22 protein-coding genes are annotated in these 24380 nt (G+C 59.5%); 8 read left to right on the top strand and 14 right to left on the bottom strand.

The window, feature by feature from the left end; all coding sequences use genetic code 11:
* Nucleotides 1-536 precede the first annotated feature (536 nt).
* The 5 genes from mnmE to rpmH form a co-directional block, all read right to left on the bottom strand.
* Entirely contained in the window at nt 537-1907 is a 1371-nt protein-coding gene (gene mnmE / locus ACM6HV_RS07490) for a tRNA uridine-5-carboxymethylaminomethyl(34) synthesis GTPase MnmE (protein ID WP_108184348.1), read from the bottom strand.
* An 81-nt stretch (nt 1908-1988) separates the two neighbouring features.
* A complete protein-coding gene (gene yidC / locus ACM6HV_RS07485; RefSeq protein WP_414903866.1) occupies nt 1989-3671 on the bottom strand; it encodes a membrane protein insertase YidC in 1683 nt (560 codons plus the stop codon).
* Nucleotides 3672-3673: 2 nt separating this feature from the next.
* A complete protein-coding gene (gene yidD / locus ACM6HV_RS07480) occupies nt 3674-3919 on the bottom strand; it encodes a membrane protein insertion efficiency factor YidD (protein ID WP_080921994.1) in 246 nt (81 codons plus the stop codon).
* Entirely contained in the window at nt 3912-4313 is a 402-nt protein-coding gene (rnpA, locus tag ACM6HV_RS07475) for a ribonuclease P protein component (protein WP_218191430.1), read from the bottom strand. The genes yidD and rnpA overlap by 8 nt, the downstream gene beginning before the upstream one ends.
* A gap of 16 nt (nt 4314-4329) precedes the next feature.
* Nucleotides 4330-4464: a 50S ribosomal protein L34 gene (gene rpmH, locus ACM6HV_RS07470; RefSeq protein WP_003213577.1), complete on the bottom strand. Its 135-nt coding sequence runs from the start codon at nt 4462-4464 to the stop codon at nt 4330-4332.
* 566 nt (nt 4465-5030) lie between these two features.
* Here rpmH and dnaA point away from each other — a divergent pair.
* Genes dnaA through gyrB form a run of 4 tightly spaced genes read left to right on the top strand, consistent with a single transcriptional unit; the run spans nt 5031 to nt 11238 of the window.
* Nucleotides 5031-6554, top strand: a complete 1524-nt coding sequence (gene dnaA, locus ACM6HV_RS07465; protein WP_041073598.1) for a chromosomal replication initiator protein DnaA — start codon at nt 5031-5033, stop codon at nt 6552-6554.
* A 39-nt stretch (nt 6555-6593) separates the two neighbouring features.
* On the top strand, nt 6594-7697 hold the full coding sequence (dnaN, locus tag ACM6HV_RS07460; RefSeq protein WP_003220202.1) for a DNA polymerase III subunit beta: 1104 nt from the start codon (nt 6594-6596) through the stop codon (nt 7695-7697).
* 14 nt (nt 7698-7711) lie between these two features.
* A complete protein-coding gene (recF, locus tag ACM6HV_RS07455; RefSeq protein WP_003220208.1) occupies nt 7712-8815 on the top strand; it encodes a DNA replication/repair protein RecF in 1104 nt (367 codons plus the stop codon).
* A gap of 5 nt (nt 8816-8820) precedes the next feature.
* On the top strand, nt 8821-11238 hold the full coding sequence (gyrB, locus tag ACM6HV_RS07450) for a DNA topoisomerase (ATP-hydrolyzing) subunit B (RefSeq protein WP_007960764.1): 2418 nt from the start codon (nt 8821-8823) through the stop codon (nt 11236-11238).
* 97 nt (nt 11239-11335) lie between these two features.
* On the opposite strand, the gene ACM6HV_RS07445 is transcribed toward gyrB, so the two are convergent.
* Nucleotides 11336-12055 carry a response regulator transcription factor gene (locus ACM6HV_RS07445; RefSeq protein ID WP_414903865.1) on the bottom strand — a complete coding sequence of 240 codons (720 nt, stop codon included), beginning with the start codon at nt 12053-12055 and terminating at the stop codon, nt 11336-11338.
* A 168-nt stretch (nt 12056-12223) separates the two neighbouring features.
* Here ACM6HV_RS07445 and ACM6HV_RS07440 point away from each other — a divergent pair, with 168 nt between their 5' ends.
* Nucleotides 12224-13756 (top strand): ATP-binding protein, encoded by a 1533-nt coding sequence (locus tag ACM6HV_RS07440; RefSeq protein WP_414903864.1) that lies wholly within the window; start codon nt 12224-12226, stop codon nt 13754-13756.
* Nucleotides 13757-13923: 167 nt separating this feature from the next.
* Here ACM6HV_RS07440 and ACM6HV_RS07435 read toward each other — a convergent pair whose 3' ends face one another.
* The 4 genes from ACM6HV_RS07435 to glyQ all read right to left on the bottom strand — a co-directional run bounded on the left by ACM6HV_RS07435 (nt 13924) and on the right by glyQ (nt 18334).
* Nucleotides 13924-14703 carry a lysophospholipid acyltransferase family protein gene (locus ACM6HV_RS07435; protein WP_414903863.1) on the bottom strand — a complete coding sequence of 260 codons (780 nt, stop codon included), beginning with the start codon at nt 14701-14703 and terminating at the stop codon, nt 13924-13926.
* Between the two features lie 82 nt (nt 14704-14785).
* Entirely contained in the window at nt 14786-15325 is a 540-nt protein-coding gene (gene gmhB, locus ACM6HV_RS07430; protein WP_174377011.1) for a D-glycero-beta-D-manno-heptose 1,7-bisphosphate 7-phosphatase, read from the bottom strand.
* 4 nt (nt 15326-15329) lie between these two features.
* Entirely contained in the window at nt 15330-17384 is a 2055-nt protein-coding gene (gene glyS / locus ACM6HV_RS07425; RefSeq protein WP_041073609.1) for a glycine--tRNA ligase subunit beta, read from the bottom strand.
* Nucleotides 17381-18334, bottom strand: coding sequence for a glycine--tRNA ligase subunit alpha (glyQ, locus tag ACM6HV_RS07420; protein ID WP_003187265.1), 954 nt, complete (start codon nt 18332-18334; stop codon nt 17381-17383). Before glyQ ends, glyS begins: the two co-directional genes overlap by 4 nt.
* Nucleotides 18335-18415: 81 nt before the next feature.
* Here glyQ and tag point away from each other — a divergent pair, with 81 nt between their 5' ends.
* The 3 genes from tag to ACM6HV_RS07405 all read left to right on the top strand — a co-directional run bounded on the left by tag (nt 18416) and on the right by ACM6HV_RS07405 (nt 20251).
* On the top strand, nt 18416-18973 hold the full coding sequence (tag, locus tag ACM6HV_RS07415) for a DNA-3-methyladenine glycosylase I (protein WP_414903862.1): 558 nt from the start codon (nt 18416-18418) through the stop codon (nt 18971-18973).
* 40 nt (nt 18974-19013) lie between these two features.
* The gene (locus ACM6HV_RS07410) at nt 19014-19901 is read left to right on the top strand and encodes a lysophospholipid acyltransferase (protein WP_041073613.1); all 888 of its coding nucleotides are present in this window, start codon (nt 19014-19016) and stop codon (nt 19899-19901) included.
* Nucleotides 19902-20011: 110 nt separating this feature from the next.
* The gene (locus ACM6HV_RS07405) at nt 20012-20251 is read left to right on the top strand and encodes a PilZ domain-containing protein (protein ID WP_041073615.1); all 240 of its coding nucleotides are present in this window, start codon (nt 20012-20014) and stop codon (nt 20249-20251) included.
* A 1-nt stretch (nt 20252) separates the two neighbouring features.
* On the opposite strand, the gene ACM6HV_RS07400 is transcribed toward ACM6HV_RS07405, so the two are convergent.
* The 4 genes from ACM6HV_RS07400 to fmt all read right to left on the bottom strand — a co-directional run bounded on the left by ACM6HV_RS07400 (nt 20253) and on the right by fmt (nt 24363).
* Entirely contained in the window at nt 20253-20567 is a 315-nt protein-coding gene (locus tag ACM6HV_RS07400; protein WP_007960748.1) for a tetratricopeptide repeat protein, read from the bottom strand.
* Between the two features lie 130 nt (nt 20568-20697).
* A complete protein-coding gene (trkA, locus tag ACM6HV_RS07395) occupies nt 20698-22074 on the bottom strand; it encodes a Trk system potassium transporter TrkA (RefSeq protein WP_003220233.1) in 1377 nt (458 codons plus the stop codon).
* Nucleotides 22075-22096: 22 nt separating this feature from the next.
* Nucleotides 22097-23407, bottom strand: coding sequence for a 16S rRNA (cytosine(967)-C(5))-methyltransferase RsmB (gene rsmB / locus ACM6HV_RS07390; RefSeq protein ID WP_414903861.1), 1311 nt, complete (start codon nt 23405-23407; stop codon nt 22097-22099).
* Nucleotides 23404-24363, bottom strand: coding sequence for a methionyl-tRNA formyltransferase (gene fmt, locus ACM6HV_RS07385; RefSeq protein WP_414903860.1), 960 nt, complete (start codon nt 24361-24363; stop codon nt 23404-23406). Before fmt ends, rsmB begins: the two co-directional genes overlap by 4 nt.
* Between the last annotated feature and the right edge of the window lie 17 nt (nt 24364-24380).

Below are 24380 nucleotides of genomic sequence, written 5' to 3'. Positions count from 1 at the left end.
TGCTTAAGTAGGTCAATCAGGAATAGTTTGAGATCAGGTTTCTGAACCTGGTCGACAAGTATAGGGACTTCGCCCTTCCTAAAGAACCCTTTGCACAAAATTTAACCAGCTGTGGAGAACTCGAGATCAAAAGAATAAAAAAAAGAGAAATTTATAAAACCTTTGTTTTTATGTTTATTCTTACTGACCATCCTTTCTGTGGATAGATCGCTACAGGCTATATATTTCAATATGTACAGCGTTTCAAAACCCTGTGACCAGGTGCCAATGAGGCCCTTGGATAACCGGTTTAAGCCTGTGGATGAATGAGGTGGTTATCCACAGAGGCAGTTATATCCAGTTTTGGCGCCCTGTTATCAACTGCCCTCAGTGGCAGTTATTCACAGGGCTTAATCCACAGAAATCCGCTGAGTGACTGCACGACGGCCGCGGGAAATCCGCTGAGGGAGAGGGAATCTGCCCGGCACTGGAGAAAGGAATTGGAAATGAGGGTGCAGACAGGCCGCGAATGGGCCTGTCTGCTTACAGCAGAGGGCTTATTTACCGATACAGAAGCTGGAAAAGATCCGGCCGAGCAGGTCATCGGAGCTGAATGCCCCGGTGATTTCGCCCAGTGAGTGCTGTGCCTGACGCAAATCTTCGGCCAGCAGTTCACCGGCACCTGCCAGCGTCAGCTGTGCACGACCATGTTCCAGCGCTGCACTGGCGTGGCGGAGGGCCTCCAGATGGCGGCGACGGGCACTGAAGCTGCTTTCCGAGGTTTGCTCATAGCCCATGCAGGCCTTGAGGTGGTCGCGCAGCAATTCCAGACCTTCGCCGGCGGATTTGGCGCTGAGGCTGATGGTCACGTGGCCATCGTCACTGACTTCCAGGGCAATCGTCTCACCCGTCAGGTCAGCCTTGTTGCGGATCAAGGTGACTTTGGCCGGATCTGGCCGGGTTTCGAGGAATTCCGGCCACAGGGCAAACGGATCAGCCGCTTCCGGCGCAGTGGCATCGACCACCAGCAACACCCGGTCGGCTTCAGTGATCGCCTTCAGCGCTCGTTCAACACCAATCTTTTCCACTTGATCATCGGTATCGCGCAGACCGGCGGTGTCCACCACGTGCAACGGCATGCCATCAATGTGGATATGTTCGCGCAGAATGTCTCGCGTGGTACCGGCGATCTCAGTCACGATCGCGGCTTCGCGGCCAGCCAGGGCATTCAACAGGCTGGACTTGCCGGCATTCGGACGACCGGCAATCACCACGGTCATACCGTCGCGCAACAAGGCACCCTGTCCGGCTTCTCGCAGCACAGTGGATAACTCTTCACGTACCTTGTCGAGCATGCTTAACACATGGCCATCGGCAAGAAAGTCGATTTCCTCTTCCGGAAAGTCGATGGCAGCTTCCACGTAGATGCGCAGGCCGATCAGTTGTTCAGTGAGGTTATGCACACGCTGGGAAAACGCTCCCTGCAGCGAGCGCAAGGCATTGCGTGCAGCCTGTGCAGAACTGGCTTCGATCAGATCGGCAATCGCCTCTGCCTGAGCCAGGTCGAGTTTGTCGTTGAGGAACGCGCGCTCGCTGAATTCACCGGGGCGGGCCAGACGGCAACCCAGTTCCAGGCAACGCTTGAGCAACATGTCCAGAACAATCGGGCCGCCGTGGCCCTGCAGTTCCAGCACGTCTTCGCCGGTGAACGAGTTCGGCCCCGGGAAATACAGGGCCAGTCCTTCGTCCAGCACTTGCTGATCATCACTGAAAAACGGACCGTAATGCGCGTAACGCGGTTTCAGTTCACGGCCGCTGATGGCTTTGGCTGCGACGCTGGCCAACGGCCCGGAAATACGGACGATGCCGACACCGCCGCGACCTTGAGCGGTGGCGACAGCGGCGATGGTTTCACGAGGTGCGCTCATAAACCGGAATCCAGACAAAAGTGGCAGATAGCAAAACGCCCCACTAGGGGGCGTTTTGAGTGGTGTTATCCACAGAGTAAGTTACGCCTCGGCTTTTTTCGTCGCCGCTTCGATCTTACGCGTGATGTACCACTGTTGGGCAATCGACAGGCAGTTGTTCACAACCCAGTACAGCACCAGACCAGCCGGGAACCACAGGAAGAAGAAGGTGAAGATGATTGGCATCATTTTCATGACCTTCGCCTGCATCGGATCCGGTGGAGTCGGGTTCAGACGCTGCTGAATGAACATGGTCGCGCCCATGATGATCGGCAGGATGAAGAACGGATCCTTGATCGACAGGTCAGTGATCCACAGCATGAATGGCGCCTGGCGCATTTCCACGCTTTCCAGCAGAACCCAGTACAGCGAAAGGAAAACCGGCATCTGCACGAGGATCGGCAAGCAGCCGCCCAGCGGATTGATCTTCTCTTTCTTGTACAGCTCCATCATGGCTTGCGACATTTTCTGCCGGTCATCGCCATGTTGCTCTTTCAATGCAGCCAGTTTCGGCGCAACGGCACGCATGCGCGCCATGGATTTGTAGCTGGCGGCCGACAATGGGAAGAAGATCCCTTTGATCAGCATGGTCAGGAAGATAATCGACCAGCCCCAGTTACCCACAATCGCGTGAATGTGTTGCAGCAGCCAGAAGATCGGTTGAGCGATGAACCACAGAATGCCGTAGTCGACCGTCAGTTCCAGACCTGGGGACAACTGTTTCAGCACGGCCTGGCTTTTCGGCCCGGCGTACAGAATGGCGCTGGTTTCAACTTTCGCACCCGGTGCAGCGGTCAGCGAAGGACCGGTGTAACCGATGATGTAGTTGCCTTTGCTGTCTTTACGCGTCTGAACGACGTTGTTTTCGCCTTTCGGCGCAACCCACGCAGTCACAAAGTAGTGCTGCAGCCAGGCTACCCAGCCACCGGTGACGGTTTCCTTCAGCTGACCTTTGTCCATGTCTTTCATGGACACTTTCTTGTACGGCTCGGAACTTGTCCACAGGGCAGCGCCCAGGTAAGTCGCGGTGCCGGTGGCAGTGGTCGACGAAGGGTCGGCACTGGCATCGCGCTTCAGCTGGGCGAACATCGAACCCGACCAAGGCTGAGCGCTCTGGTTATCCACAAGGTAGGTCACGGTCACGTCATACAGGCCGCGTTTCAGAGTGAAACGCTTGATGTAATTGACGCCGTCCTTGCTGAACTTCAGGTCGACGATCAGTTGGTCCTGACCGTCAGCCAGTTGATAACTTTTCTTCTCCGAAGCGTAAACCGGACGACCGGCCGGGCTTGCGTCCGGACCGTTGGTGCCGATCAGGCCGCTTTGTGCCAGATAAGTACGCTCGCCGCCGTTGTCGAACAGTTGAAACGGCACATCAGGACGGTCCTGACGACGTGGATACAGTGGCAAAGTCAGTTGAGCAACGTCACCGCCCTGTGGATCGATCGCCAGATCGAGCACGTCGGTTTTGACCTGGATCAGATCCTTGCTGGCAGCGACTGGCGTTTCCACAGGTGCGCTGGTATCGCTGGCGGCACGCGGAATATCGTCACTGGCGGAAGCGTTATTGCCAGGAACGGTGTCCGGCAAACCGGATGCAGTCGTACTGGAAGCAACATTCTGAGTCGGCAGGGCAGCCTGGCCATAATCCTGGTTCCATTTAAGAACCATGACGTAGGACACGATTGCCAGGGCGACGATCAGGATCGTGCGTTTGATATCCATGATTACTCGGCCATCGAAGAAGAACGGGAGGTAGGGATAGGTGGAACCGGGTCATAACCACCGGGATTCCACGGATGACAGCGACCTAAACGACGAAAGGTCAGCCAGCCACCGCGCAGAAGGCCATGATTTTCGATGGCTTCATACGCGTAGCAAGAACAACTGGGGTAGAAACGACAGTGATTGGCCATCAAAGGACTAATGGCGTAGCGATAAAACTGGATCGGAACGAGGGCCAGTTTACGCATCTGGACTGTCTACCCCTACAGTTTCGGTTTTGACTGCTGAAACTGGCTTGTTACGGGCCAGGCGCTTCCAGAGTTTGCCGAAATGCTGAATCAATTCGGGGTTTTCTACGTCGCCCAAACCTTTGCGCGCGACGATAACGATGTCCCAGCCGACCAGAGAATCCTGGTGCAGACGGAACGATTCGCGCATCAGACGTTTGAGGCGATTGCGCTCAACGGAGAGCTTTACGCTCTTTTTCCCGATAACCAGCCCGAGACGGGGGTGATCAAGATCGTTGTTGCGCGCAAGGAGCAGGAGATTTTTCCCCGGAACCTTGCCGGTAGGGGAGTCAAAGACTGCCTTGAAATGCCGGGGGGTAAGCAGACGCTTTTCCCGACTGAAGTCCTGACTCACCTCCAGTGCCGGATTATCAAACTGCCAGACGCGCACGACCTTTGGCGCGGCGACGCGACAGGACGGCACGACCGTTCTTGGTAGCCATGCGAGCACGGAAACCGTGGGTACGAGCGCGTTTGATAGTGCTTGGTTGGAAAGTACGTTTCATGTCGTGTTACCTGGTTCGTCCACAACGGGCCGGAATGGCCCCCGTTTTAAGAGACCGGGGATTCTAGAGAAAGCAAGCCTTCAGGTCAATTTCCAACCAGCGTTTCCTTATAAATAGATCTCTGGAGCTCAAGGAACCGAATTCCTGTTTGCCAGACATAAAAATAAAGAAGGGAATTATTTAAAGCTTTTCTGTAAAGCTTGTAAAAGCTAGGGCGGCTCTCTTCTGTGGATAACCATGCTCAGCCCTTATAAAGCGTGATGTACAGAGAATGACAACTACGGTGGAAAACCGTGTTCAGCCTGTGCTGCGCTGTCGGATAACCTGTGTGTGGAATGGCCTGTTATCCACAGGCTGGTTATCCACCGAGTTCCACCCCCAGTTGTCCAGTGCTCTCAGAGGCGGTTATCCACAGAGCTTATGCACACACCGTTGGTCGCCTTTTTACCGGTTAACACGTTGATTAATCATGTTCACCACACAACCTGCATGTGGATAACTGGACGGCTCGCCGCTACAATGGCCGCTTGTTTTTGCCTCACCGGCTTTCAACTTAGGGGATATCCGTGTCAGTGGAACTTTGGCAGCAGTGCGTGGAGCTTTTGCGCGAAGAGCTGCCTGCCCAACAATTCAACACCTGGATCCGTCCACTACAGGTCGAAGCCGAAGGCGACGAGTTGCGCGTCTACGCACCGAACCGTTTTGTGCTGGACTGGGTCAACGAAAAGTACCTCGGTCGCGTCCTTGAACTGCTGGATGAGCACGGCAATGGCATGGCGCCAGCGCTTTCCTTATTAATAGGCAGCAAACGCAGCTCTGCACCGCGTGCCGCGCCGAATGCGCCATTGGCCGCTGCGCAGGTATCCCAGGCTCAGGCCAATACCGCGCCGGCCAGTGCGCCAGCCCCGGCTCCAAGTGCAGCCCCGGCCAAGCGCTCGACGCAGAAAACCGAGGAAGTCAGTGAAGAGCCGTCCCGCGACAGCTTCGACCCGATGGCCGGTGCGGCCTCACAACAGGCCCCGGTTCGCGCCGAACAGCGCACGGTGCAGGTGGAAGGCGCGCTCAAGCACACCAGTTACCTGAACCGCACCTTCACCTTCGAGAATTTCGTCGAAGGCAAGTCCAACCAGCTCGCCCGCGCGGCGGCCTGGCAGGTGGCGGACAATCCCAAGCATGGTTACAACCCGCTGTTCCTTTATGGCGGCGTCGGCCTGGGTAAAACCCACTTGATGCACGCTGTGGGTAACCATCTATTAAAGAAGAACCCGAATGCCAAGGTCGTGTACCTGCATTCCGAGCGTTTCGTGGCCGACATGGTCAAGGCGCTGCAACTGAACGCGATCAACGAATTCAAGCGCTTCTACCGTTCGGTGGACGCTCTGCTGATTGACGATATTCAGTTCTTCGCCCGTAAAGAGCGTTCCCAGGAAGAGTTTTTCCACACCTTCAACGCCCTGCTTGAAGGTGGCCAGCAGGTCATTCTTACCAGCGACCGCTATCCGAAAGAAATCGAAGGCCTTGAAGAGCGCCTCAAGTCCCGCTTCGGCTGGGGTCTGACGGTTGCCGTCGAGCCGCCGGAGCTTGAAACCCGCGTGGCGATCTTGATGAAGAAGGCTGATCAGGCCAAAGTCGAGTTGCCTCACGACGCGGCGTTCTTCATTGCCCAGCGAATTCGTTCCAATGTCCGCGAGCTGGAAGGTGCGCTGAAACGCGTGATCGCCCACTCGCACTTCATGGGCCGCGACATCACCATCGAGTTGATTCGCGAATCCCTGAAGGACTTGTTGGCACTGCAGGACAAACTGGTCTCTGTGGATAACATTCAGCGCACCGTCGCCGAGTACTACAAGATCAAGATTTCCGACCTGCTGTCCAAGCGTCGTTCGCGCTCGGTGGCACGTCCGCGTCAGGTGGCCATGGCATTGTCCAAGGAGCTGACCAACCACAGCCTGCCGGAAATCGGCGATGTGTTTGGTGGTCGCGACCACACGACGGTGTTGCACGCCTGCCGCAAGATCAACGAACTTAAGGAATCCGACGCGGACATCCGCGAGGACTACAAGAACCTGCTGCGTACACTGACCACTTGATGAACACCAGCGCAGCTTATTAAGGCAAGGGACTAGACCATGCATTTCACCATTCAACGCGAAGCCCTGTTGAAACCCCTGCAACTGGTCGCAGGCGTCGTCGAGCGCCGACAGACCTTGCCGGTACTGTCCAACGTGCTGTTGGTCGTCGACGGCCAGCAGCTGTCGCTGACCGGTACCGACCTGGAAGTCGAGCTGGTGGGGCGCGTGCAACTCGAAGAACCGGCCGAAACCGGGTCCATCACCGTGCCTGCGCGCAAGCTGATGGACATCTGCAAGAGCCTGCCCAACGACGCACTGATCGACATCAAGGTCGATGAGCAAAAACTGGTCGTGAAGGCCGGTCGTAGCCGTTTCACCCTGTCGACCCTGCCGGCCAACGATTTCCCGACGGTTGAGGAAGGCCCGGGTTCGCTGACCTGCAGCCTGGAGCAAAGCAAACTGCGTCGTTTGATCGAACGCACCAGCTTCGCCATGGCCCAGCAGGACGTGCGCTACTACCTCAACGGCATGCTGCTGGAAGTCTCGGCTGGTGTGATCCGTGCCGTGGCCACCGACGGTCACCGTCTGGCGATGTGCTCGATGCAGGCCGATATCGGACAGCCGGATCGCCACCAAGTGATCGTGCCGCGCAAAGGCATTTTGGAACTGGCGCGTCTGCTTACCGAGCCGGATGGCAATGTCAGCATCGTTCTGGGTCAGCACCACATCCGCGCCACCACCGGCGAATTCACCTTCACTTCGAAGCTGGTCGACGGCAAGTTCCCGGATTACGAGCGCGTTCTGCCGAAGGGCGGCGACAAGCTGGTATTGGGCGATCGTCAAGCACTGCGTGAAGCCTTCAGCCGTACCGCAATTCTGTCCAACGAGAAATACCGTGGTATCCGTCTGCAACTGGCTAACGGTCAGTTGAAGATCCAGGCCAACAACCCGGAGCAGGAAGAAGCGGAAGAAGAAGTGGGCGTTGAATACAACGGCGGTTCGCTGGAAATCGGCTTCAACGTGAGCTACCTGCTCGACGTGCTGGGCGTGATGACCACCGAACAGGTTCGCCTGATCCTGTCCGACTCCAACAGCAGTGCGCTGGTGCAAGAGTCCGACAATGACGACTCGGCTTATGTTGTCATGCCGATGCGTCTGTAATCAGCTGATCCTGGATGTCGTTAAGTCGTGTTTCGGTCACCGCGGTGCGCAATCTGCACCCGGTGACCTTCTCCCCCTCCCCCCGCATCAACATTCTTTACGGCGCCAACGGCAGCGGCAAAACCAGTGTTCTGGAAGCCATTCATCTGCTGGGGCTTGCCCGTTCGTTTCGTAGCACGCGGCTGTTGCCGGTCATCCAGTACGAGCAACTCGCCTGCACGGTGTTCGGTCAGGTCGAATTGGCCGAGGGTGGCCACAGTGCGTTGGGCATATCTCGCGACCGTCAGGGCGAGTTTCAGATTCGCATCGACGGGCAGAACGCCCGCAGCGCTGCGCAATTGGCCGAGATCCTGCCACTGCAGTTGATCAACCCCGATAGCTTCCGCCTGCTCGAAGGCGCGCCGAAGATTCGCCGGCAGTTTCTGGATTGGGGCGTGTTCCATGTCGAGCCGCGTTTCATGGCGACCTGGCAGCGTTTGCAGAAGGCCTTGCGCCAGAGAAACTCCTGGCTGCGGCATGGTACACTTGACGCCGTTTCGCAAGCGGTTTGGGACAGGGAACTGTGCCAGGCCAGCGCTGAAATCGATGAATACCGCCGCGCTTACATCAAAGCCTTGAAACCAGTCTTTGAACAAACCTTGAGCGAACTGGTTGAGCTTGAAGGTTTGACGCTCAGCTATTACCGAGGCTGGGACAAGGACCGGGAATTGAGTGCCGTACTGGCTGGCTCCGTGCAACGGGACCAGCAAATGGGTCATACCCAGGCCGGACCGCAACGGGCTGATTTGCGTCTTAGATTGGGCGCACACAATGCCGCGGACATCTTGTCCCGGGGTCAGCAGAAGCTGGTGGTTTGTGCCTTGCGAATTGCCCAGGGGCATCTGGTGAGCCAGGCCCGACGCGGGCAGTGTATTTATCTGGTGGATGACTTGCCGTCCGAGCTGGACGAGAGCCACCGTCGCGCGCTGTGCCGCTTGCTGGAAGACTTACGCTGCCAGGTTTTCATCACCTGTGTAGATCACGAATTATTGAGGGAAGGCTGGCAGACGGAAACGCCAGTCGCTCTGTTCCACGTGGAACAGGGCCGTATCACCCAGACCCACGACCATCGGGAGTGAAGGCATTGAGCGAAGAAAATACGTACGACTCAACGAGCATTAAAGTGCTGAAAGGCCTGGATGCCGTACGCAAACGTCCCGGTATGTACATTGGTGACACTGACGATGGCAGCGGTCTGCACCACATGGTGTTCGAAGTGGTCGACAACTCGATCGACGAAGCCCTCGCCGGCCACTGCGACGACATCAGCATCATCATCCACCCGGATGAGTCCATCACCGTTAAAGACAACGGCCGTGGCATCCCGGTAGACGTGCACAAGGAGGAAGGCGTTTCCGCCGCCGAGGTCATCATGACCGTCCTGCATGCTGGCGGTAAGTTCGACGACAACTCCTACAAGGTCTCCGGCGGTCTGCACGGTGTAGGTGTGTCGGTTGTGAACGCACTGTCCGAAGAGCTGGTACTGACCGTACGCCGCAGCGGCAAGATCTGGGAACAGACCTACGTCCACGGCGTGCCTCAGGCACCGATGGCGATCGTTGGCGACAGCGAAACCACCGGGACCCAGATCCACTTCAAGGCTTCCAGCGAAACCTTCAAGAACATTCACTTCAGCTGGGACATCCTGGCCAAGCGCATTCGTGAACTGTCCTTCCTCAACTCCGGTGTCGGCATCGTCCTCAAGGATGAGCGCAGCGGCAAGGAAGAGCTGTTCAAGTACGAAGGCGGCCTGCGTGCGTTCGTTGAATACCTGAACACCAACAAGACTGCGGTCAACCAGGTGTTCCACTTCAACATCCAGCGTGAAGACGGCATCGGCGTGGAAATCGCCCTGCAGTGGAACGACAGCTTCAACGAGAATCTGTTGTGCTTCACCAACAACATTCCACAGCGCGATGGCGGTACTCACTTGGTGGGTTTCCGTTCCGCACTGACGCGTAACCTGAACAACTACATCGAGCAGGAAGGTCTGGCGAAGAAGCACAAAGTCGCCACCACCGGTGACGATGCCCGTGAAGGCCTGACCGCGATCATTTCGGTGAAAGTGCCGGATCCGAAATTCAGCTCGCAGACCAAAGACAAGCTGGTGTCTTCCGAAGTGAAGACTGCGGTCGAGCAGGAGATGGGCAAGTACTTCTCCGACTTCCTGCTGGAAAACCCGAACGAAGCCAAGCTGGTTGTCGGCAAGATGATCGACGCGGCGCGTGCCCGTGAAGCGGCGCGCAAGGCCCGTGAGATGACCCGCCGCAAAGGCGCGCTGGACATCGCCGGCCTGCCGGGCAAGCTCGCTGACTGCCAGGAAAAAGACCCGGCGCTGTCCGAACTGTACCTCGTGGAAGGTGACTCCGCGGGCGGCTCTGCCAAGCAGGGACGTAACCGCAAGACCCAGGCGATCCTGCCGCTGAAGGGCAAGATCCTCAACGTCGAGAAAGCACGCTTCGACAAGATGATCTCGTCCCAGGAAGTGGGCACCCTGATCACCGCACTGGGCTGCGGTATCGGTCGCGAAGAGTACAACATCGACAAGCTACGCTATCACAACATCATCATCATGACCGATGCTGACGTCGACGGTTCGCACATCCGTACCCTGCTGCTGACGTTCTTCTTCCGTCAGTTGCCGGAGCTGATCGAGCGCGGTTACATCTACATCGCCCAGCCGCCGCTGTACAAGGTCAAGAAAGGCAAGCAAGAGCAATACATCAAAGACGACGACGCCATGGAAGAGTACATGACGCAGTCGGCCCTGGAAGATGCGAGCCTGCACCTGAACGAAGAGGCCCCGGGCATTTCCGGTGAGGCGCTCGAGCGTCTGGTGAACGACTTCCGCATGGTGATGAAAACCCTCAAGCGTCTGTCGCGCCTGTACCCGCAGGAGCTGACCGAGCACTTCATCTACCTGCCGGCCGTGAGCCTGGAAATGCTCGGCGACCACGCCAAGATGCAAGACTGGCTGGCCCAGTACGAAGTGCGTCTGCGCACCGTCGAGAAGTCGGGCCTGGTCTACAAGGCCAGCCTGCGTGAAGACCGTGAACGTGGCGTGTGGCTGCCGGAGGTCGAGCTGATTTCCCACGGTCTGTCGAACTACGTCACCTTCAACCGCGACTTCTTCGGCAGCAACGACTACAAGACCGTCGTCACCCTCGGCGCTCAACTGAGCACACTGCTCGACGAAGGCGCGTACATCCAGCGCGGCGAGCGCAAGAAAGCGGTCACCGAGTTCAAGGAAGCCCTCGACTGGCTGATGGCCGAAAGCACCAAGCGCCACACCATCCAGCGCTACAAAGGTCTGGGCGAAATGAACCCGGATCAGCTGTGGGAAACCACCATGGACCCAAGCGTGCGCCGCATGCTGAAAGTCACCATCGAAGACGCCATTGGCGCAGACCAGATCTTCAACACCCTGATGGGTGATGCGGTCGAACCTCGCCGTGACTTCATCGAGAGCAATGCGTTGGCGGTATCCAACCTGGATTTCTGATCCCGGTCGGCGTCAAACAAAAAGGCCAACGCTCAAGCGTTGGCCTTTTTATTGGCCGATCAAAAGATCGTCCGAACGCGGTCCGATCTTTTGATTTTTACTCGGATGCAACCGCCACACTCTCCAACCGATACCCATACCCATAAATCGTCAGCAACTGCCAACCGCGATCCGCCGTCAGTCCCAGTTTGTTGCGCAGGCGATAGATGTGCGTATCCAGCGGCCGTGATGACGCGACTTCTTCATGCGGCCAGAAGCGTTCGTACAGATACTCCCGCGATAACGGCCGACCCAGGTTACTGAACAGGCACCGCGCCAGGCGGTATTCACGTTCGGTCATGACGACTGACTTTCCCTCGCGGGTGACACTCAGTTCGGCATCGTCGAATGTCAGGTCATTGAAGGTCAGGACTTCGCCAGCACTGCTGCGTGGCTGGCTGTGCCGGCGCAGGACGGCGGCGACTCGGGCTTTCAGCTCGTTGGGGCGGAAAGGCTTGCTGACGTAATCGTCGGCACCGGCGTTCAGCGCCTGGACGATATCGCTTTCGCCGTCGCGGCTGGTCAGCATGATCGCGGCGGGCGGCGACTCCATGTGTTCGCGGGTCCAGCGCAGCAGCGCCAGGCCAGTGATGTCGGGCAGTTGCCAGTCGAGGATCAGCAAGTCGAAGGTGTCCCGACGCAACTGGCGCAATAGGTCCTCACCCCGTTCGAAGCTGTGCAGCGACCAAGGCTGCTCTCCCACTGCAGCCATCTGCTGCAGGGTTTGCTCGACCCGACGCAGTTCGGCGGGTTCATCATCCAGTATCGCAACGCGCATATGCGTGGGTTCCTTGTTGCTTGGGCAGTGGCCGGCTACGTTAACGGCTCGGCCTGAGCAATAAAAGTAAGCCGTTCACCATGGGTCGACGTCCGCTATGATTCTTCGGATCTACATCCTCAGACCTGTGGCCCATGAAACCATTCACTGTCCCCTGCCCTGTTTGTCATGATTAGCCCGCGTCGGCGTGAAAGCCGCGAGCCGAGTCAGGTTCAGCGCCTGTTTCGGCGATTGGGGCGTGAGTGGTTGTGGATAAGTCTAGTGCTGTTGCCGCTGACTGCCCTGTTGTCGTATCGCGCGCAGATCAATCTGCACGATGCGTCACCGGTTTGGAGCGCGTTGCTTTCGGCGGGATGGCTGGCGGTTGTCCTCGGTTTGCTGCCGTGGCGTCCGCGCTGGGCGATCTGGGTAACGCTGGGCGGGGTGGCGGGTGTGCTGCTCACCAGCGCCGGACTGGCGGAAGTTCGACACTGGTGGTCACCGACGCCGGCAGCGCTTGGCATATTGTTCGGCTACCTGGTCTGGAACTGGCGGCGCCTGAGCGTGGTGCTGACGTACTTTGGCTGGGAGCTGGCACGGCTGGATCGCGAGCCGAAAGTATTCCCGGAACGGCGCCGCGCGCAATTCACCAGCGCTGACCAGCTGCAGGGCCAAATCATGGCGCTGGAGCAAGCCATGAGCCGCACGCGCGATACCCGGCGCTTCATTGCCGACGGTCTGGAATACCTGCCGGTGGCGACCCTGATCAGCGATCCCAAGGGGCAGATCCTGCTCGGCAATCGCAAGGCGCGGGTATTGTTTGATCACCCGCTGGTTGGCGACGACGTCCTCGAGCAACTGGCCCGCCTCGGTTATCCGGAGTTGTCCACAGAGCCACGCCCGGAATTGTCTACCTTGGCCCTGCTAGAGTTTCGCGATCACAAGGAACGCAGCTTGCGTCTGGAACGGGCGGCTTTGCTGCCGGTGGATGGCGATACGCCGATCGGCTGGCTACTGAGCCTCACCGACCTGAGTGCCGAACGCGCCGCCGAAGAACAGCGTGGGGTCTTGTTGCGGTTTCTTTCTCACGACCTGCGTGCCCCACATTCAGCGATTTTGGCCCTGCTCGATGTGCATCGCCATCAAGCCGGAGCGGACTCACCGCTGTTCGAACAGATCGAACGCCAGGTACGCCGCGCGCTGGAATTGACCGATGGTTTCGTGTTGCTGGCCCGTGCGGAATCTGAGGCTTACCAGTTTCAACCCAGTCTGTTCGCGATGCTGGTGCTGGACGTGCTGGATCAGGCGCTGCCCATTGCTCAGCAGAAAAGCATCAAACTGTTGCACGCGATGGATGAGCAATCCCAGGAACGCCTGATCAGCGCGGATCAAGGCCTGTTGACCCGGGCCTTGTTCAACCTGTTGGAAAACGCCATCAAGTACAGCCCGGCAGGCACCACGATTCAGTTGAGCGTCAGTTGCCAAGGTGAGTGGCTGTGCTGTGAATTGACTGATCAGGGCAAAGGCATTGCCGCCGAGGAACTGCCGGATCTGTTCACTCAATACCGACGATTTTCATCGGCGCAGGGAATTGATGGTATCGGTCTGGGGCTGTCGATGGTCAAGGCAGTGATCGATCATCATGGCGGTCGCATCGAGTGCCACAGCATCGTCGATCAAGGCACTACGTTCCGGCTGCAGCTACCGTTGATGGCCGAGTGAACAGGCACAAAAAACCGGCTATATCAGCCGGTTTCTTTACTTCCGAAAAAAACTTATGCACCTTTTACGGCGTTTTATGAGCTTGAGAAATATATAAGTAAATCAATAAGTTACTTTCAATATTCAGGCTTTTTCTACAAAACCGTACACAGGTTATCCACAAAACCTCAGACAGCCAGCTGATCATTCGCGGCAGGTGCCTGCGGCGCCGGTGGCAGCGAACCCATTTCGCGCTGAGTCTGTTCATTCCAGGCCTGTACCCGGTCGTTCAGATCGGCAATGGCGCGAGGTCCAGTGCCTTCGGCGTACATCGGCTGACCGATGACCACGGTGATCACACCCGGCTTCTTGCCCCAGCCGATTTTCGGCCAGAACTTGCCGGCATTGTGTGCAATCGGCAGGACCGGAAGCGCCGCATTCACCGCCAAGGCGCTGCCACTGCGCGAGAACTTGCCAATAGTGCCGTGGGGAACGCGGGTGCCTTCCGGAAAGATCAATACCCAGACGTTGTCCTTGAGCAGCTCATCGCCTTTGGCTGCGACTTGCTTGAGTGCGGCTTTCGGGTTGTCGCGGTCAATCGCGATCGGCCGCAGCATGGCCATGGCCCAGCCGAAGAACGGGACGTACAACAATTCGCGCTTGAGCACCTGGCTCAAGGGCGAGAAATAGGCGGAGAGAAAGAACGTCTCCCAGGTGCTCTGGTGGTTCGACTGAATCACACAGGGCCGGTCCGGCACGTTTTCCGCGCCTTTGATTTCGTAACGAATGCCGAGAAACACCTTGGTCAACCACAAGGCGCAACGGCACCAGTACACGTTGATAAAACGATAACGCGCCTTGAACGGCAGAAAGGGCGCGATAAAAAAGCTCAGGCTGCACCACAGCAAGGCAGTGGTGCCCAGCAGCAGGTAAAAGAGAAAAATTCTGATGGCCTGCAGTATCGACATGGCGACGTTTACCGTTACGGGCACTGCCCGACTGTTCAAGCGCACTCCCGATCAATCCCTGGTCAGGAACTTCAGAAGCACTCTAGTTGTGGATAAGTTCTGCGGCAATCGCCGCCAGATCGTCAAAAATCAGGGTGCCGACCGGAAGGGTCTTGCCCAGAGTTTTTTCGCCTTTCCCGGTCTTTACCAAAACGGGCTGTGAATCGACGGCTTTGGCGGCCTCCAGGTCACCAAGGCTGTCGCCGACGAACCAGACATTCGTCAGCGCCACGTTGTAATGCGCCGCGATGGTTTGCAACATCCCCGGTTTCGGCTTGCGGCAGTCGCAACCTTCGTCCGGCCCGTGCGGGCAATACACGATCAGCCCGACTTCACCGCCCTGCTCCGCCACCAGTGCGCGCAAGCGCGCGTGCATGGCGTCGAGGGTGGCGAGGTCGTAGTAGCCGCGAGCAATACCCGACTGGTTGGTGGCCACCGCCACCGTCCAGCCGGCCTTGCTCAACTGCGCAATCGCTGCGATCGAGCCGGGCAGCGGAATCCACTCTTCCACCGACTTGATGTAAGCATCGGAGTCGTAATTGATCACTCCGTCCCGATCGAGAATCAGCAGTTTCAACAGCAGTCCCTCAACCCAGCAGCGAAATGTCGGCAACCCCGAGGAACAGGCCACGCAGACGCGCGAGCAGCGCGTAGCGGTTGGCCCGGACCTTGGCGTCTTCGGCATTGACCATCACCGCGTCGAAGAACGCATCCACCGGCTCACGCAATGCCGCCAGACGCGCCAGCGATTCGTTGTACTGACGCGCTGCGGCCATTGGCTGCACCGCCTGATCCGCTTGCTGAATCGCCGAGTACAGCGAGAACTCGTTGGCGTTGTCGAAGTACTTGGCCTCGACCACGGTCGGCACCGAGCCTTCGACTTTGCTCAACAGGTTCGATACACGCTTGTTGACCGCCGCCAGCGCCGCCGCTTCCGGCAGTTTGCGGAAGGCCTGTACCGCTTGCACACGCTGGTCGAAGTCCAGCGCCGAACCCGGCTTCAGGGCACGGACCGACAGGTAGGTGGCGACATCCACGCCTTCGTCTTCATAACGCGCCCGCAGACGGTCGAAGATGAATTCCAGCACCGAATCGGCCAGACCGGCAGCCTTGACCTTGGCGCCGAACGCAGTCACGGCGAAGGCCACGGCGTCATTCAAGTCCAGATCCAGTTGTTTCTCGATCAGGATGCGCAGCACACCCAGCGCCGCACGGCGCAGGGCATACGGGTCTTTGCTGCCGGTTGGCAGCATGCCGATACCGAAGATACCGACCAGCGTGTCGAGTTTGTCGGCGATCGCGACAGCGGCACCGGTCAGGGTCGCCGGCAGTTCAGCACCGGCACCGCGTGGCATGTACTGCTCGTTCAGCGCCAGCGCGACATCTTCCGGCTCGCCGTCATTGAGCGCGTAGTAGTAACCGGCGACACCTTGCATCTCCGGGAACTCGCCGACCATTTCGGTGGCCAGGTCGCACTTCGACAGCAAGCCGGCGCGGGCCGCCCACGAAGCGTTTCCGCCGATGCGCGCGGCAATGTATGCCGCCAGTTTCGAAACGCGCTCGGCCTTGTCGTAGACGCTGCCGAGTTTTTCCTGGAACACCACGTTCTGCAGGCGCAGGTTGAAATCTTCGAGTTTCTGCTTCTTGTCTTGCTTGAAGAAGAACTCGGCGTCGGTCAGGCGTGGGCGAACCACTTTCTCGTTACCGGCGATGATCTGCTGCGGGTCTTTGGATTCGATGTTCGCCACGGTGATGAAACGCGGCAGCAACTTGCCCTCGGCATCCAGCAGGCAGAAGTACTTCTGGTTGTCCTGCATGGTGGTGATCAGCGCTTCCTGCGGCACGTCGAGGAAACGTTCCTCGAACGAGCACACCAGCGGCACCGGCCATTCAACCAGCGCGGTCACTTCGTCGAGCAGCGCCGGCGGCACGATTGCCGTGCCTTCCTGACGGGTCGCCAGCTCTTCGGTGCGCTTGCTGATGATCTCGCGACGCTCGTTGGCATCGGCCAGCACGTAGGCGGCACGCAGGTCGGCCAGGTAGCTCGACGGCGAACCGATGCGCACGCTTTCCGGGTGATGGAAACGGTGACCACGGGAGTCGCGGCCCGCTTTCTGAGCAAGGATGGTGCAGTCGATGACCTGGTCACCTAGCAGCATCACCAGCCACTGGGTCGGACGCACGAACTCTTCCTTGCGCGCACCCCAACGCATGCGTTTCGGGATCGGCAGGTCGTTCAGCGAATCTTCGACGATGGTCGGCAGCAGGCTTGCGGTCGGCTTGCCGGCGATGTTCTGGCTGTAACGCAGTTTCGGACCGCTCTGGTCGATTTCGCTCAGCTCGACGCCGCACTTCTTGGCGAAGCCCAGGGCTGCCTGAGTCGGGTTGCCTTCAGCGTCGAAAGCGGCCTGACGTGGCGGGCCGTCGAGGTTGATGCTGCGATCCGGCTGCTGGGTGGCCAGCGCCGTGATCAGCACGGCCAGACGACGCGGCGCGGCGTAGACGGTTTTGCTTTCGTAGCTCAGGCCGGCAGCTTGCAGGCCCTTGTCGATACCGGCGAGGAACGCTTCAGCCAGGGTGTTCAGGGCTTTTGGCGGCAGTTCTTCGGTGCCCAGTTCAACCAGAAAATCTTGAGCACTCATTGTGCAGCCTCCAGCTTGGCCAGTACTTCGTCACGCAGGTCCGGGGTCGCCATCGGGAAGCCCAGCTTGGCGCGCGCCAGCAGGTAGGCTTGCGCAACGGAACGCGCCAGGGTGCGAACTCGCAGAATATATTGCTGACGCGCGGTCACCGAGATCGCCCGGCGCGCATCCAGCAGGTTGAAGGTGTGCGAGGCCTTCAGGACCATTTCGTAGCTTGGCAACGGCAGCGGCTGGTCGAGTTCGATCAGGCGCTTGGCTTCGCTTTCATAGAAGTCGAACAGTTCGAACAGTTTGTCGACGTTGGCGTGTTCGAAGTTGTAGGTGGACTGCTCCACTTCGTTCTGGTGGAACACGTCGCCGTAGGTCACTTTGCCGAACGGACCGTCAGCCCAGACCAGGTCGTAGACCGAATCCACGCCTTGCAGGTACATGGCCAGACGCTCGAGACCGTAGGTGATTTCACCGGTGACCGGGTAGCACTCGATGCCGCCGGCCTGCTGGAAGTAAGTGAACTGGGTCACTTCCATGCCGTTGAGCCAGACTTCCCAGCCCAGACCCCAGGCGCCGAGGGTCGGCGATTCCCAGTTGTCTTCGACGAAGCGAATGTCGTGGACCAGCGGGTCCAGGCCGACATGCTTGAGCGAGCCCAGGTACAGTTCCTGGAAATTGTCCGGGTTCGGCTTCAGGACCACCTGGAACTGATAGTAGTGCTGCAGACGGTTCGGGTTTTCCCCGTAGCGGCCGTCAGTCGGACGGCGGCTTGGCTGCACGTAGGCGGCGTTCCAGGTTTCCGGGCCGATGGCGCGCAGGAAGGTCGCGGTGTGGAAAGTACCGGCGCCTACTTCCATATCGTAGGGCTGAAGTACCACACAACCTTGCTCGGCCCAGTATTGCTGGAGCGCGAGGATCAAGTCTTGGAAGGTACGCACGGCTGGCGTAGGCTGGCTCACGAAATTCACCTGTTTCTTGGGCTGCGATTTAAAGAGCGGGAGTATACCCGATTCAGTCGCACCTCCACCCCCTGGAGCCTTATGCCACGCTGCTTTTGGTGTACCGAAGATCCACTGTACATGGCTTATCACGATCAGGAGTGGGGCACGCCGCTACGCGATGCGCAGGGTTTGTTCGAGTTGCTTTTGCTCGAAGGGTTCCAGGCCGGGCTGTCGTGGATCACCGTGTTGCGCAAACGCGAGCGCTACCGCGAGGTGTTGTACGGCTTCGACGTGCAGCGTGTGGCGCAGATGAGCGACGCCGAAATCGCTGAATTTATGCTTGATCCGGGGATCATCCGCAACCGCCTCAAACTCAATGCCGCCCGGCGCAATGCCCAGGCCTGGCTGGCGCTGGAAGACCCGGTGGCGTTTCTCTGGTCGTTTGTCGGCGACCGCCCGATCATCAATCATTTCAAGGATCGCAGCGAAGTCCCGGCGATCACGCCCGAAGCGCTGGCCATGAGCAAGGCCCTGAAAAAGGCCGGTTTCACCTTCGTCGGCCCAACCATTTGCTACGCACTGATGCAGGCTTCGGGCATGGTCATGGATCACACTCAGGACTGTGACCGCTACGCGCAGCTGGTCAACGGCGGTTAGAATGGCCGCCTCGCGCACAGCACAAAATCAGGAGTGACCTGTGGAAAAGTTTAAAGGCGCCTTGCTGGTAGGCGCTCTGCGGCTGTTTGCCCTGCTGCCATGGCGGGCCGTGCAGGCCGTGGGTTCGGCGATCGGCTGGATCATGTGGAAAACCCCCAACCGTTCCCGCGACGTGGTGCGGATCAACCTTTCCAAATGTTTTCCACAGATGGACCCGGCCGAACGTGAGCGTCTGGTCGGCCAGAGCCTGAAAGACATCGGCAAATCCCTGACCGAAAGCGCCTGCGCCTGGATCTGGCCGGCCCAGCGTTCGATCGATCTGGTGCGCGAAGTCGAAGGCCTCGACATCCTCAAGGAGGCGCTGGCCTCGGGCAAAGGTGTGGTCGGCATCACCAGCCACCTGGGCAACTGGGAAGTGCTCAACCACTTCTATTGCAGCCAGTGCAAACCGATCATTTTCTACCGCCCGCCAAAGCTCAAGGCGGTGGATGAATTGCTGCGCAAGCAACGCGTGCAACTGGGCAACAAAGTCGCTGCTTCCACCAAGGAAGGCATCCTCAGCGTGATCAAGGAAGTGCGCAAAGGTGGTGCAGTGGGCATTCCGGCTGACCCGGAACCGGCCGAATCCGCCGGGATTTTCGTGCCGTTCTTCGCCACCCAGGCACTGACCAGCAAATTCGTGCCGAACATGCTCGCCGGCGGCAAAGCGGTCGGCGTGTTCCTGCATGCCCTGCGCTTGCCGGACGGTTCCGGCTACAAAGTGATCCTCGAGGCGGCGCCCGAAGCCATGTACAGCACCGATACCGAGGAGTCCTGTGCGGCCATGAGCAAAGTGGTCGAGCGCTACGTCGCGGCGTATCCGAGCCAGTACATGTGGAGCATGAAGCGCTTCAAGAAACGTCCGCCGGGCGAAGCGCGCTGGTACTGAGCAAGTTGGCACACTCTGTGGATAACCTGCAGGAGCTGCCGCAGGCTGCGATCCTTTGATCCAGATTCTGCGGCTTATCCACAGCCTCGTTCATACAAGGGCGCATAAAGATGTCCGAACAACGCAAATCCTTCCGCATCAAGATCACCCACGACAGCTTCGGTGAGTGCCTGGGGCAGACGCGCAATCTGTCGGCTACCGGCGTGTATGTCCAGCACCCAGGCCTGGCTTCGTTGCCCAAAGGTGCGGTGGTCTATGGTCAGGTGCAGGGTTTACCCACAGGCGCGCCACGGGTGCGAATGGAGGTGGTGACGGTGGATGCCGAGGGCATTGGCCTGCGTTATCTCTAGCTTATTGCGCCTGGCGGTCGAGCTTCTTCAGAAACACGGTCATTTCCTTCTCCGCCTGCTTGTCGCCATGGGCGCGGGCGGCTTCCAGACCTTGCTCCCACGCCTGCCGCGCGGCGGCGTGCTCGCCCAGTGCAAGCTGGGCCTTGCCCAATAGCTTCCACGCCGCCGAGTACTTCGGATCGAAGCCGACGCAGCGCTGAAAATGTTCGGCAGCCTTGGCGTTCTCCCCCAGATCCAGATAACCCTTGCCCAGGCCGAAGCGCAGCAATGAGTTATCCACACCCTTGGCGAGCATTTTTTCCAGGGATTCGAGCATGGGTGGGTTCCTTTCGTGCGGGGCAGGTATTGATGGGGTTTAGTGAGACCGCCTTCGCGAGCAGGGGAAACGCATTCCAAATGTGGGAGCGAGCCTGCTCGCGAAGGGGCCAGTGCCGTCAGCGCAAAACTCAGAAGAAGCTCAGACCCACATGAAACAGCTTCTCCACATCGCGGATATGCTTTTTATCCACAAGGAACAGAATCACATGGTCACCCGTTTCGATCACCGTATCGTCGTGGGCGATGATCACTTCTTCGTTGCGGATGATCGCCCCGATCGTGCTGCCCGGCGGCAGGCCGATTTTCTCGATCGGCCGGCCGATGACCTTGCTCGACTTCGCATCGCCGTGGGCAATCGCCTCAATGGCTTCCGCCGCACCCCGACGCAGTGAATGCACACTGACGATATCGCCACGCCGTACGTGAGCGAGCAAGGTGCCGATGGTCGCCAGTTGCGGGCTGATAGCGATGTCGATGTCGCCCCCCTGGATCAGGTCGACGTACGCCGGGTTGTTGATGATCGTCATCACCTTCTTCGCCCCCAGCCGTTTGGCCAGCAGCGACGACATGATGTTGGCTTCGTCATCGTTGGTCAGCGCGAGGAAGATGTCGGCGTCGGCAATGTTCTCTTCCAGCAGCAGATCACGGTCCGACGCGCTGCCCTGCAACACCACGGTGCTGTCGAGGGTGTCGGAGAGATAGCGGCAGCGTGCCGGGTTCATCTCGATGATCTTTACTTGATAGCGGCTTTCGATGGCCTCGGCCAGACGCTCGCCGATCTGCCCGCCACCGGCAATCACGATGCGCTTGTAGGTTTCGTCGAGACGGCGCATTTCGCTCATCACTGCGCGAATGTTCTCACGGGCGGCGATGAAGAAAACTTCGTCATCGGCCTCGATCACCGTATCGCCCTGCGGTAGGATCGGCCGGTCACGGCGGAAAATCGCCGCGACCCGCGTCTCCACATTCGGCATGTGCTCGCGCAACTGGCGCAGTTGCTGGCCCACCAAGGGGCCGCCGTAATAGGCACGCACCGCCACCAGTTGCGCCTGGCCTTCGGCGAAGTCGATCACTTGCAGCGCGCCCGGATGCTGGATCAGACGCTTGATGTAGTTGGTCACCACCTGCTCGGGGCTGATCAGCACGTCGACCGGAATCGCTTCATTCTGGAACAGCTGTTCTTCGCGATTGAGGTAGGACGCTTCGCGCACCCGGGCGATTTTGGTCGGGGTGTGGAACAGCGTGTGCGCGACTTGGCAGGCGACCATGTTGGTCTCGTCACTGTTGGTCACCGCCACCAGCATGTCGGCATCGTCGGCGCCGGCCTGACGCAGCACCGACGGCAGCGAACCGCGGCCCTGAATGGTGCGGATGTCGAGACGGTCGCCGAGGTCGCGCAGGCGTTCGCCGTCGGTATCGACCACGGTGATGTCGTTGGCTTCGCTCGCCAGGTGTTCGGCCAGCGAACCGCCGACCTGCCCCGCACCGAGGATGATGATTTTCATCCAGTCACTCCGTTGAATCCGTTTAGCCGCGCGCGGCAGCGATCTTGATCAGCTTGGCGTAGTAGAACCCGTCATGCCCGCCCTGCTGGGCCAGCAGTTGGCGACCGTGGGGCTGTTTGATCCCGGCGGTGGTCGCCAGATCCAGTTCGCGGGCACCCGGCGTGCGCTCGAGAAACGCGGCGATGACTTCGGTGTTCTCGGTCGGCAAGGTCGAGCACGTGGCGTAGAGCAGGATGCCGCCGACTTCGAGGGTTTTCCACAGGGCGTCGAGCAGTTCGCCTTGCAGTTGCGCGAGGGCGGCGATGTCGTCGGCCTGACGAGTCAGCTTGATGTCCGGGTGGCGGCGGATCACGCCGGTGGCCGAGCATGGCGCGTCGAGCAGGATGCGCTGGAACGGCTTGCCGTCCCACCATGCTGCGGTATCGCGGCCGTCGGCAGCGATCAGTTCGGCGCTCAGGCCCAGCCGCTCAAGGTTCTCCTTTACGCGCACCAGACGCTTGGCTTCCAGATCCACGGCCACCACGCCGGCCAGCGCCGGTTCGGCTTCGAGGATGTGGCAGGTCTTGCCACCGGGGGCGCAGCAGGCGTCGAGCACCCGTTGGCCCGGGGCCAGATCGAGCAGATCGGCGGCCAGTTGCGCGGCTTCGTCCTGCACGCTGATCCAGCCTTCGGCAAAACCCGGCAGGCTGCGCACGTCGGTGGCGGCTTCGAGCACGATGCCGTCACGGCTGTAAACACACGGCGTGGCAGCGATGCCAGCGTCGCTGAGCATGCCGAGGTAGGCGTCGCGGCCGTGATGTCGGCGGTTGACCCGGAGGATCATCGGCGGATGCGCGTTGTTCGCCGCGCAGATCGCTTCCCATTGTTCCGGCCAGAAGGCTTTCAGGGATTTTTGCAGCCAGCGCGGGTGGGCGGTGCGCACCACCGGGTCGCGCTCAAGTTCCGCGAAAATCGTCTCGCTTTCGCGCTGGGCGTTGCGCAGCACGGCGTTGAGCAACCCCTTGGCCCACGGCTTTTTCAGCTTGTCCGCGCAACCGACGGTTTCGCCGATGGCCGCGTGGGGTGGCACGCGGGTGTAGAGCAGTTGATAGAGACCGACCAGCAGCAACGCCTCGACATCGGCGTCGGCAGCCTTGAACGGCTTCTGCAAAAGTTTTTCCGCCAGCGCCGACAGCCGTGGCTGCCAGCGCGCAGTACCGAACGCCAGATCCTGGGTGAAACCGCGATCACGGTCTTCGACCTTGTCCAGTTGCGTCGGCAGGGAGCTGTTCAGCGACGCCTTGCCGCTGAGCACGGCGGCGAGTGCCTTGGCGGCGGCCAGACGCGGGTTCATTGCGCGGCCACCATGGCGCCGAGCACGGTGCCGACGGCGAATTTCTCGCGACGGCTGTTGAACAGGTCGCTGAAGTTCAGCGCCTTGCCGCCCGGCAGTTGCAGGCGGGTCAGGCACAGCGCCTGCACACCGCAGGCGACGATCAGACCGTCCTTGCTGGCGCTGAGGATTTCACCCGGTGCGCCTTTGCCGTCAGCCAGCGTTGCGGCCAGCACTTTCAGCGCTTCACCATTGAGGGTGCTGTGGGTGATCGGCCATGGGTTGAAAGCGCGGACCAGACGCTCCAGTTCGACCGCCGGACGGCTCCAGTCGAGGCGCGCTTCGTCTTTGTTCAGTTTGTGGGCATAGGTGGCGAGCTCGTCGTTCTGCACTTCGCCTTCGAGGGTTCCGGCGGCCAGACCGGCAATTGCCTGGACCACGGCGGGCGGACCCATTTCAGCGAGGCGGTCGTGCAGCGTGCCGCCGGTGTCGTTGGCGCTGATCGGGGTCACGACCTTGAGCAGCATCGGTCCGGTGTCGAGGCCCGCTTCCATGCGCATCACGGTCACGCCGCTTTCGGCATCACCGTGTTCCACGGCGCGCTGGATCGGCGCCGCACCGCGCCAGCGTGGCAGCAGCGAAGCGTGGCTGTTGATGCAGCCAAGGCGCGGAATATCCAGCACCGCTTGCGGCAGGATCAGGCCGTAGGCGACCACCACCATCAAGTCCGGCTTCAGTGCGGCGAGTTCAGCCTGAGCCTCAGCGTTGCGCAGGGTCGGCGGCTGCAACACCTGGATATTATTTTCCTGCGCCAACTGCTTAACCGGGCTCGGCATCAGTTTTTGTCCACGACCGGCCGGACGATCCGGTTGGGTGTAGACCGCAACGATCTCGTAAGGGCTGTTCAGCAGGGCCTTGAGATGTTCGGCGGCGAATTCCGGGGTGCCGGCAAAAACGATGCGCAGTGGCTCAGTCATGAAAGGAGTCTCATAAA

This window comes from Pseudomonas sp. IT-P260, assembly GCF_949768395.1.
GTDB classification, from domain to species: Bacteria; Pseudomonadota; Gammaproteobacteria; order Pseudomonadales; family Pseudomonadaceae; genus Aquipseudomonas; species Aquipseudomonas parakoreensis.
This window is presented reverse-complemented; position numbering and strand designations above follow the sequence as displayed.

Bases quoted from the DNA above. Each gene is read 5' to 3' on its own strand.
- tag (WP_414903862.1), top strand. From the start codon at position 18,416: ATGCCACGCTGCTTTTGGTGTACCGAAGATCCACTGTACATGGCTTAT.
- ACM6HV_RS07405 (WP_041073615.1), top strand. From the start codon at position 20,012: ATGTCCGAACAACGCAAATCCTTCCGCATCAAGATCACCCACGACAGC.
- dnaN (WP_003220202.1), top strand. From the start codon at position 6,594: ATGCATTTCACCATTCAACGCGAAGCCCTGTTGAAACCCCTGCAACTG.
- yidD (WP_080921994.1), bottom strand. From the start codon at position 3,919: ATGCGTAAACTGGCCCTCGTTCCGATCCAGTTTTATCGCTACGCCATT.
- rpmH (WP_003213577.1), bottom strand. From the start codon at position 4,464: ATGAAACGTACTTTCCAACCAAGCACTATCAAACGCGCTCGTACCCAC.
- ACM6HV_RS07400 (WP_007960748.1), bottom strand. From the start codon at position 20,567: ATGCTCGAATCCCTGGAAAAAATGCTCGCCAAGGGTGTGGATAACTCA.
- yidC (WP_414903866.1), bottom strand. From the start codon at position 3,671: ATGGATATCAAACGCACGATCCTGATCGTCGCCCTGGCAATCGTGTCC.
- ACM6HV_RS07445 (WP_414903865.1), bottom strand. From the start codon at position 12,055: ATGCGCGTTGCGATACTGGATGATGAACCCGCCGAACTGCGTCGGGTC.
- trkA (WP_003220233.1), bottom strand. From the start codon at position 22,074: ATGAAAATCATCATCCTCGGTGCGGGGCAGGTCGGCGGTTCGCTGGCC.
- rsmB (WP_414903861.1), bottom strand. From the start codon at position 23,407: ATGAACCCGCGTCTGGCCGCCGCCAAGGCACTCGCCGCCGTGCTCAGC.
- recF (WP_003220208.1), top strand. From the start codon at position 7,712: ATGTCGTTAAGTCGTGTTTCGGTCACCGCGGTGCGCAATCTGCACCCG.
- fmt (WP_414903860.1), bottom strand. From the start codon at position 24,363: ATGACTGAGCCACTGCGCATCGTTTTTGCCGGCACCCCGGAATTCGCC.
- ACM6HV_RS07435 (WP_414903863.1), bottom strand. From the start codon at position 14,703: ATGTCGATACTGCAGGCCATCAGAATTTTTCTCTTTTACCTGCTGCTG.
- ACM6HV_RS07440 (WP_414903864.1), top strand. From the start codon at position 12,224: ATGATTAGCCCGCGTCGGCGTGAAAGCCGCGAGCCGAGTCAGGTTCAG.
- glyS (WP_041073609.1), bottom strand. From the start codon at position 17,384: ATGAGTGCTCAAGATTTTCTGGTTGAACTGGGCACCGAAGAACTGCCG.
- mnmE (WP_108184348.1), bottom strand. From the start codon at position 1,907: ATGAGCGCACCTCGTGAAACCATCGCCGCTGTCGCCACCGCTCAAGGT.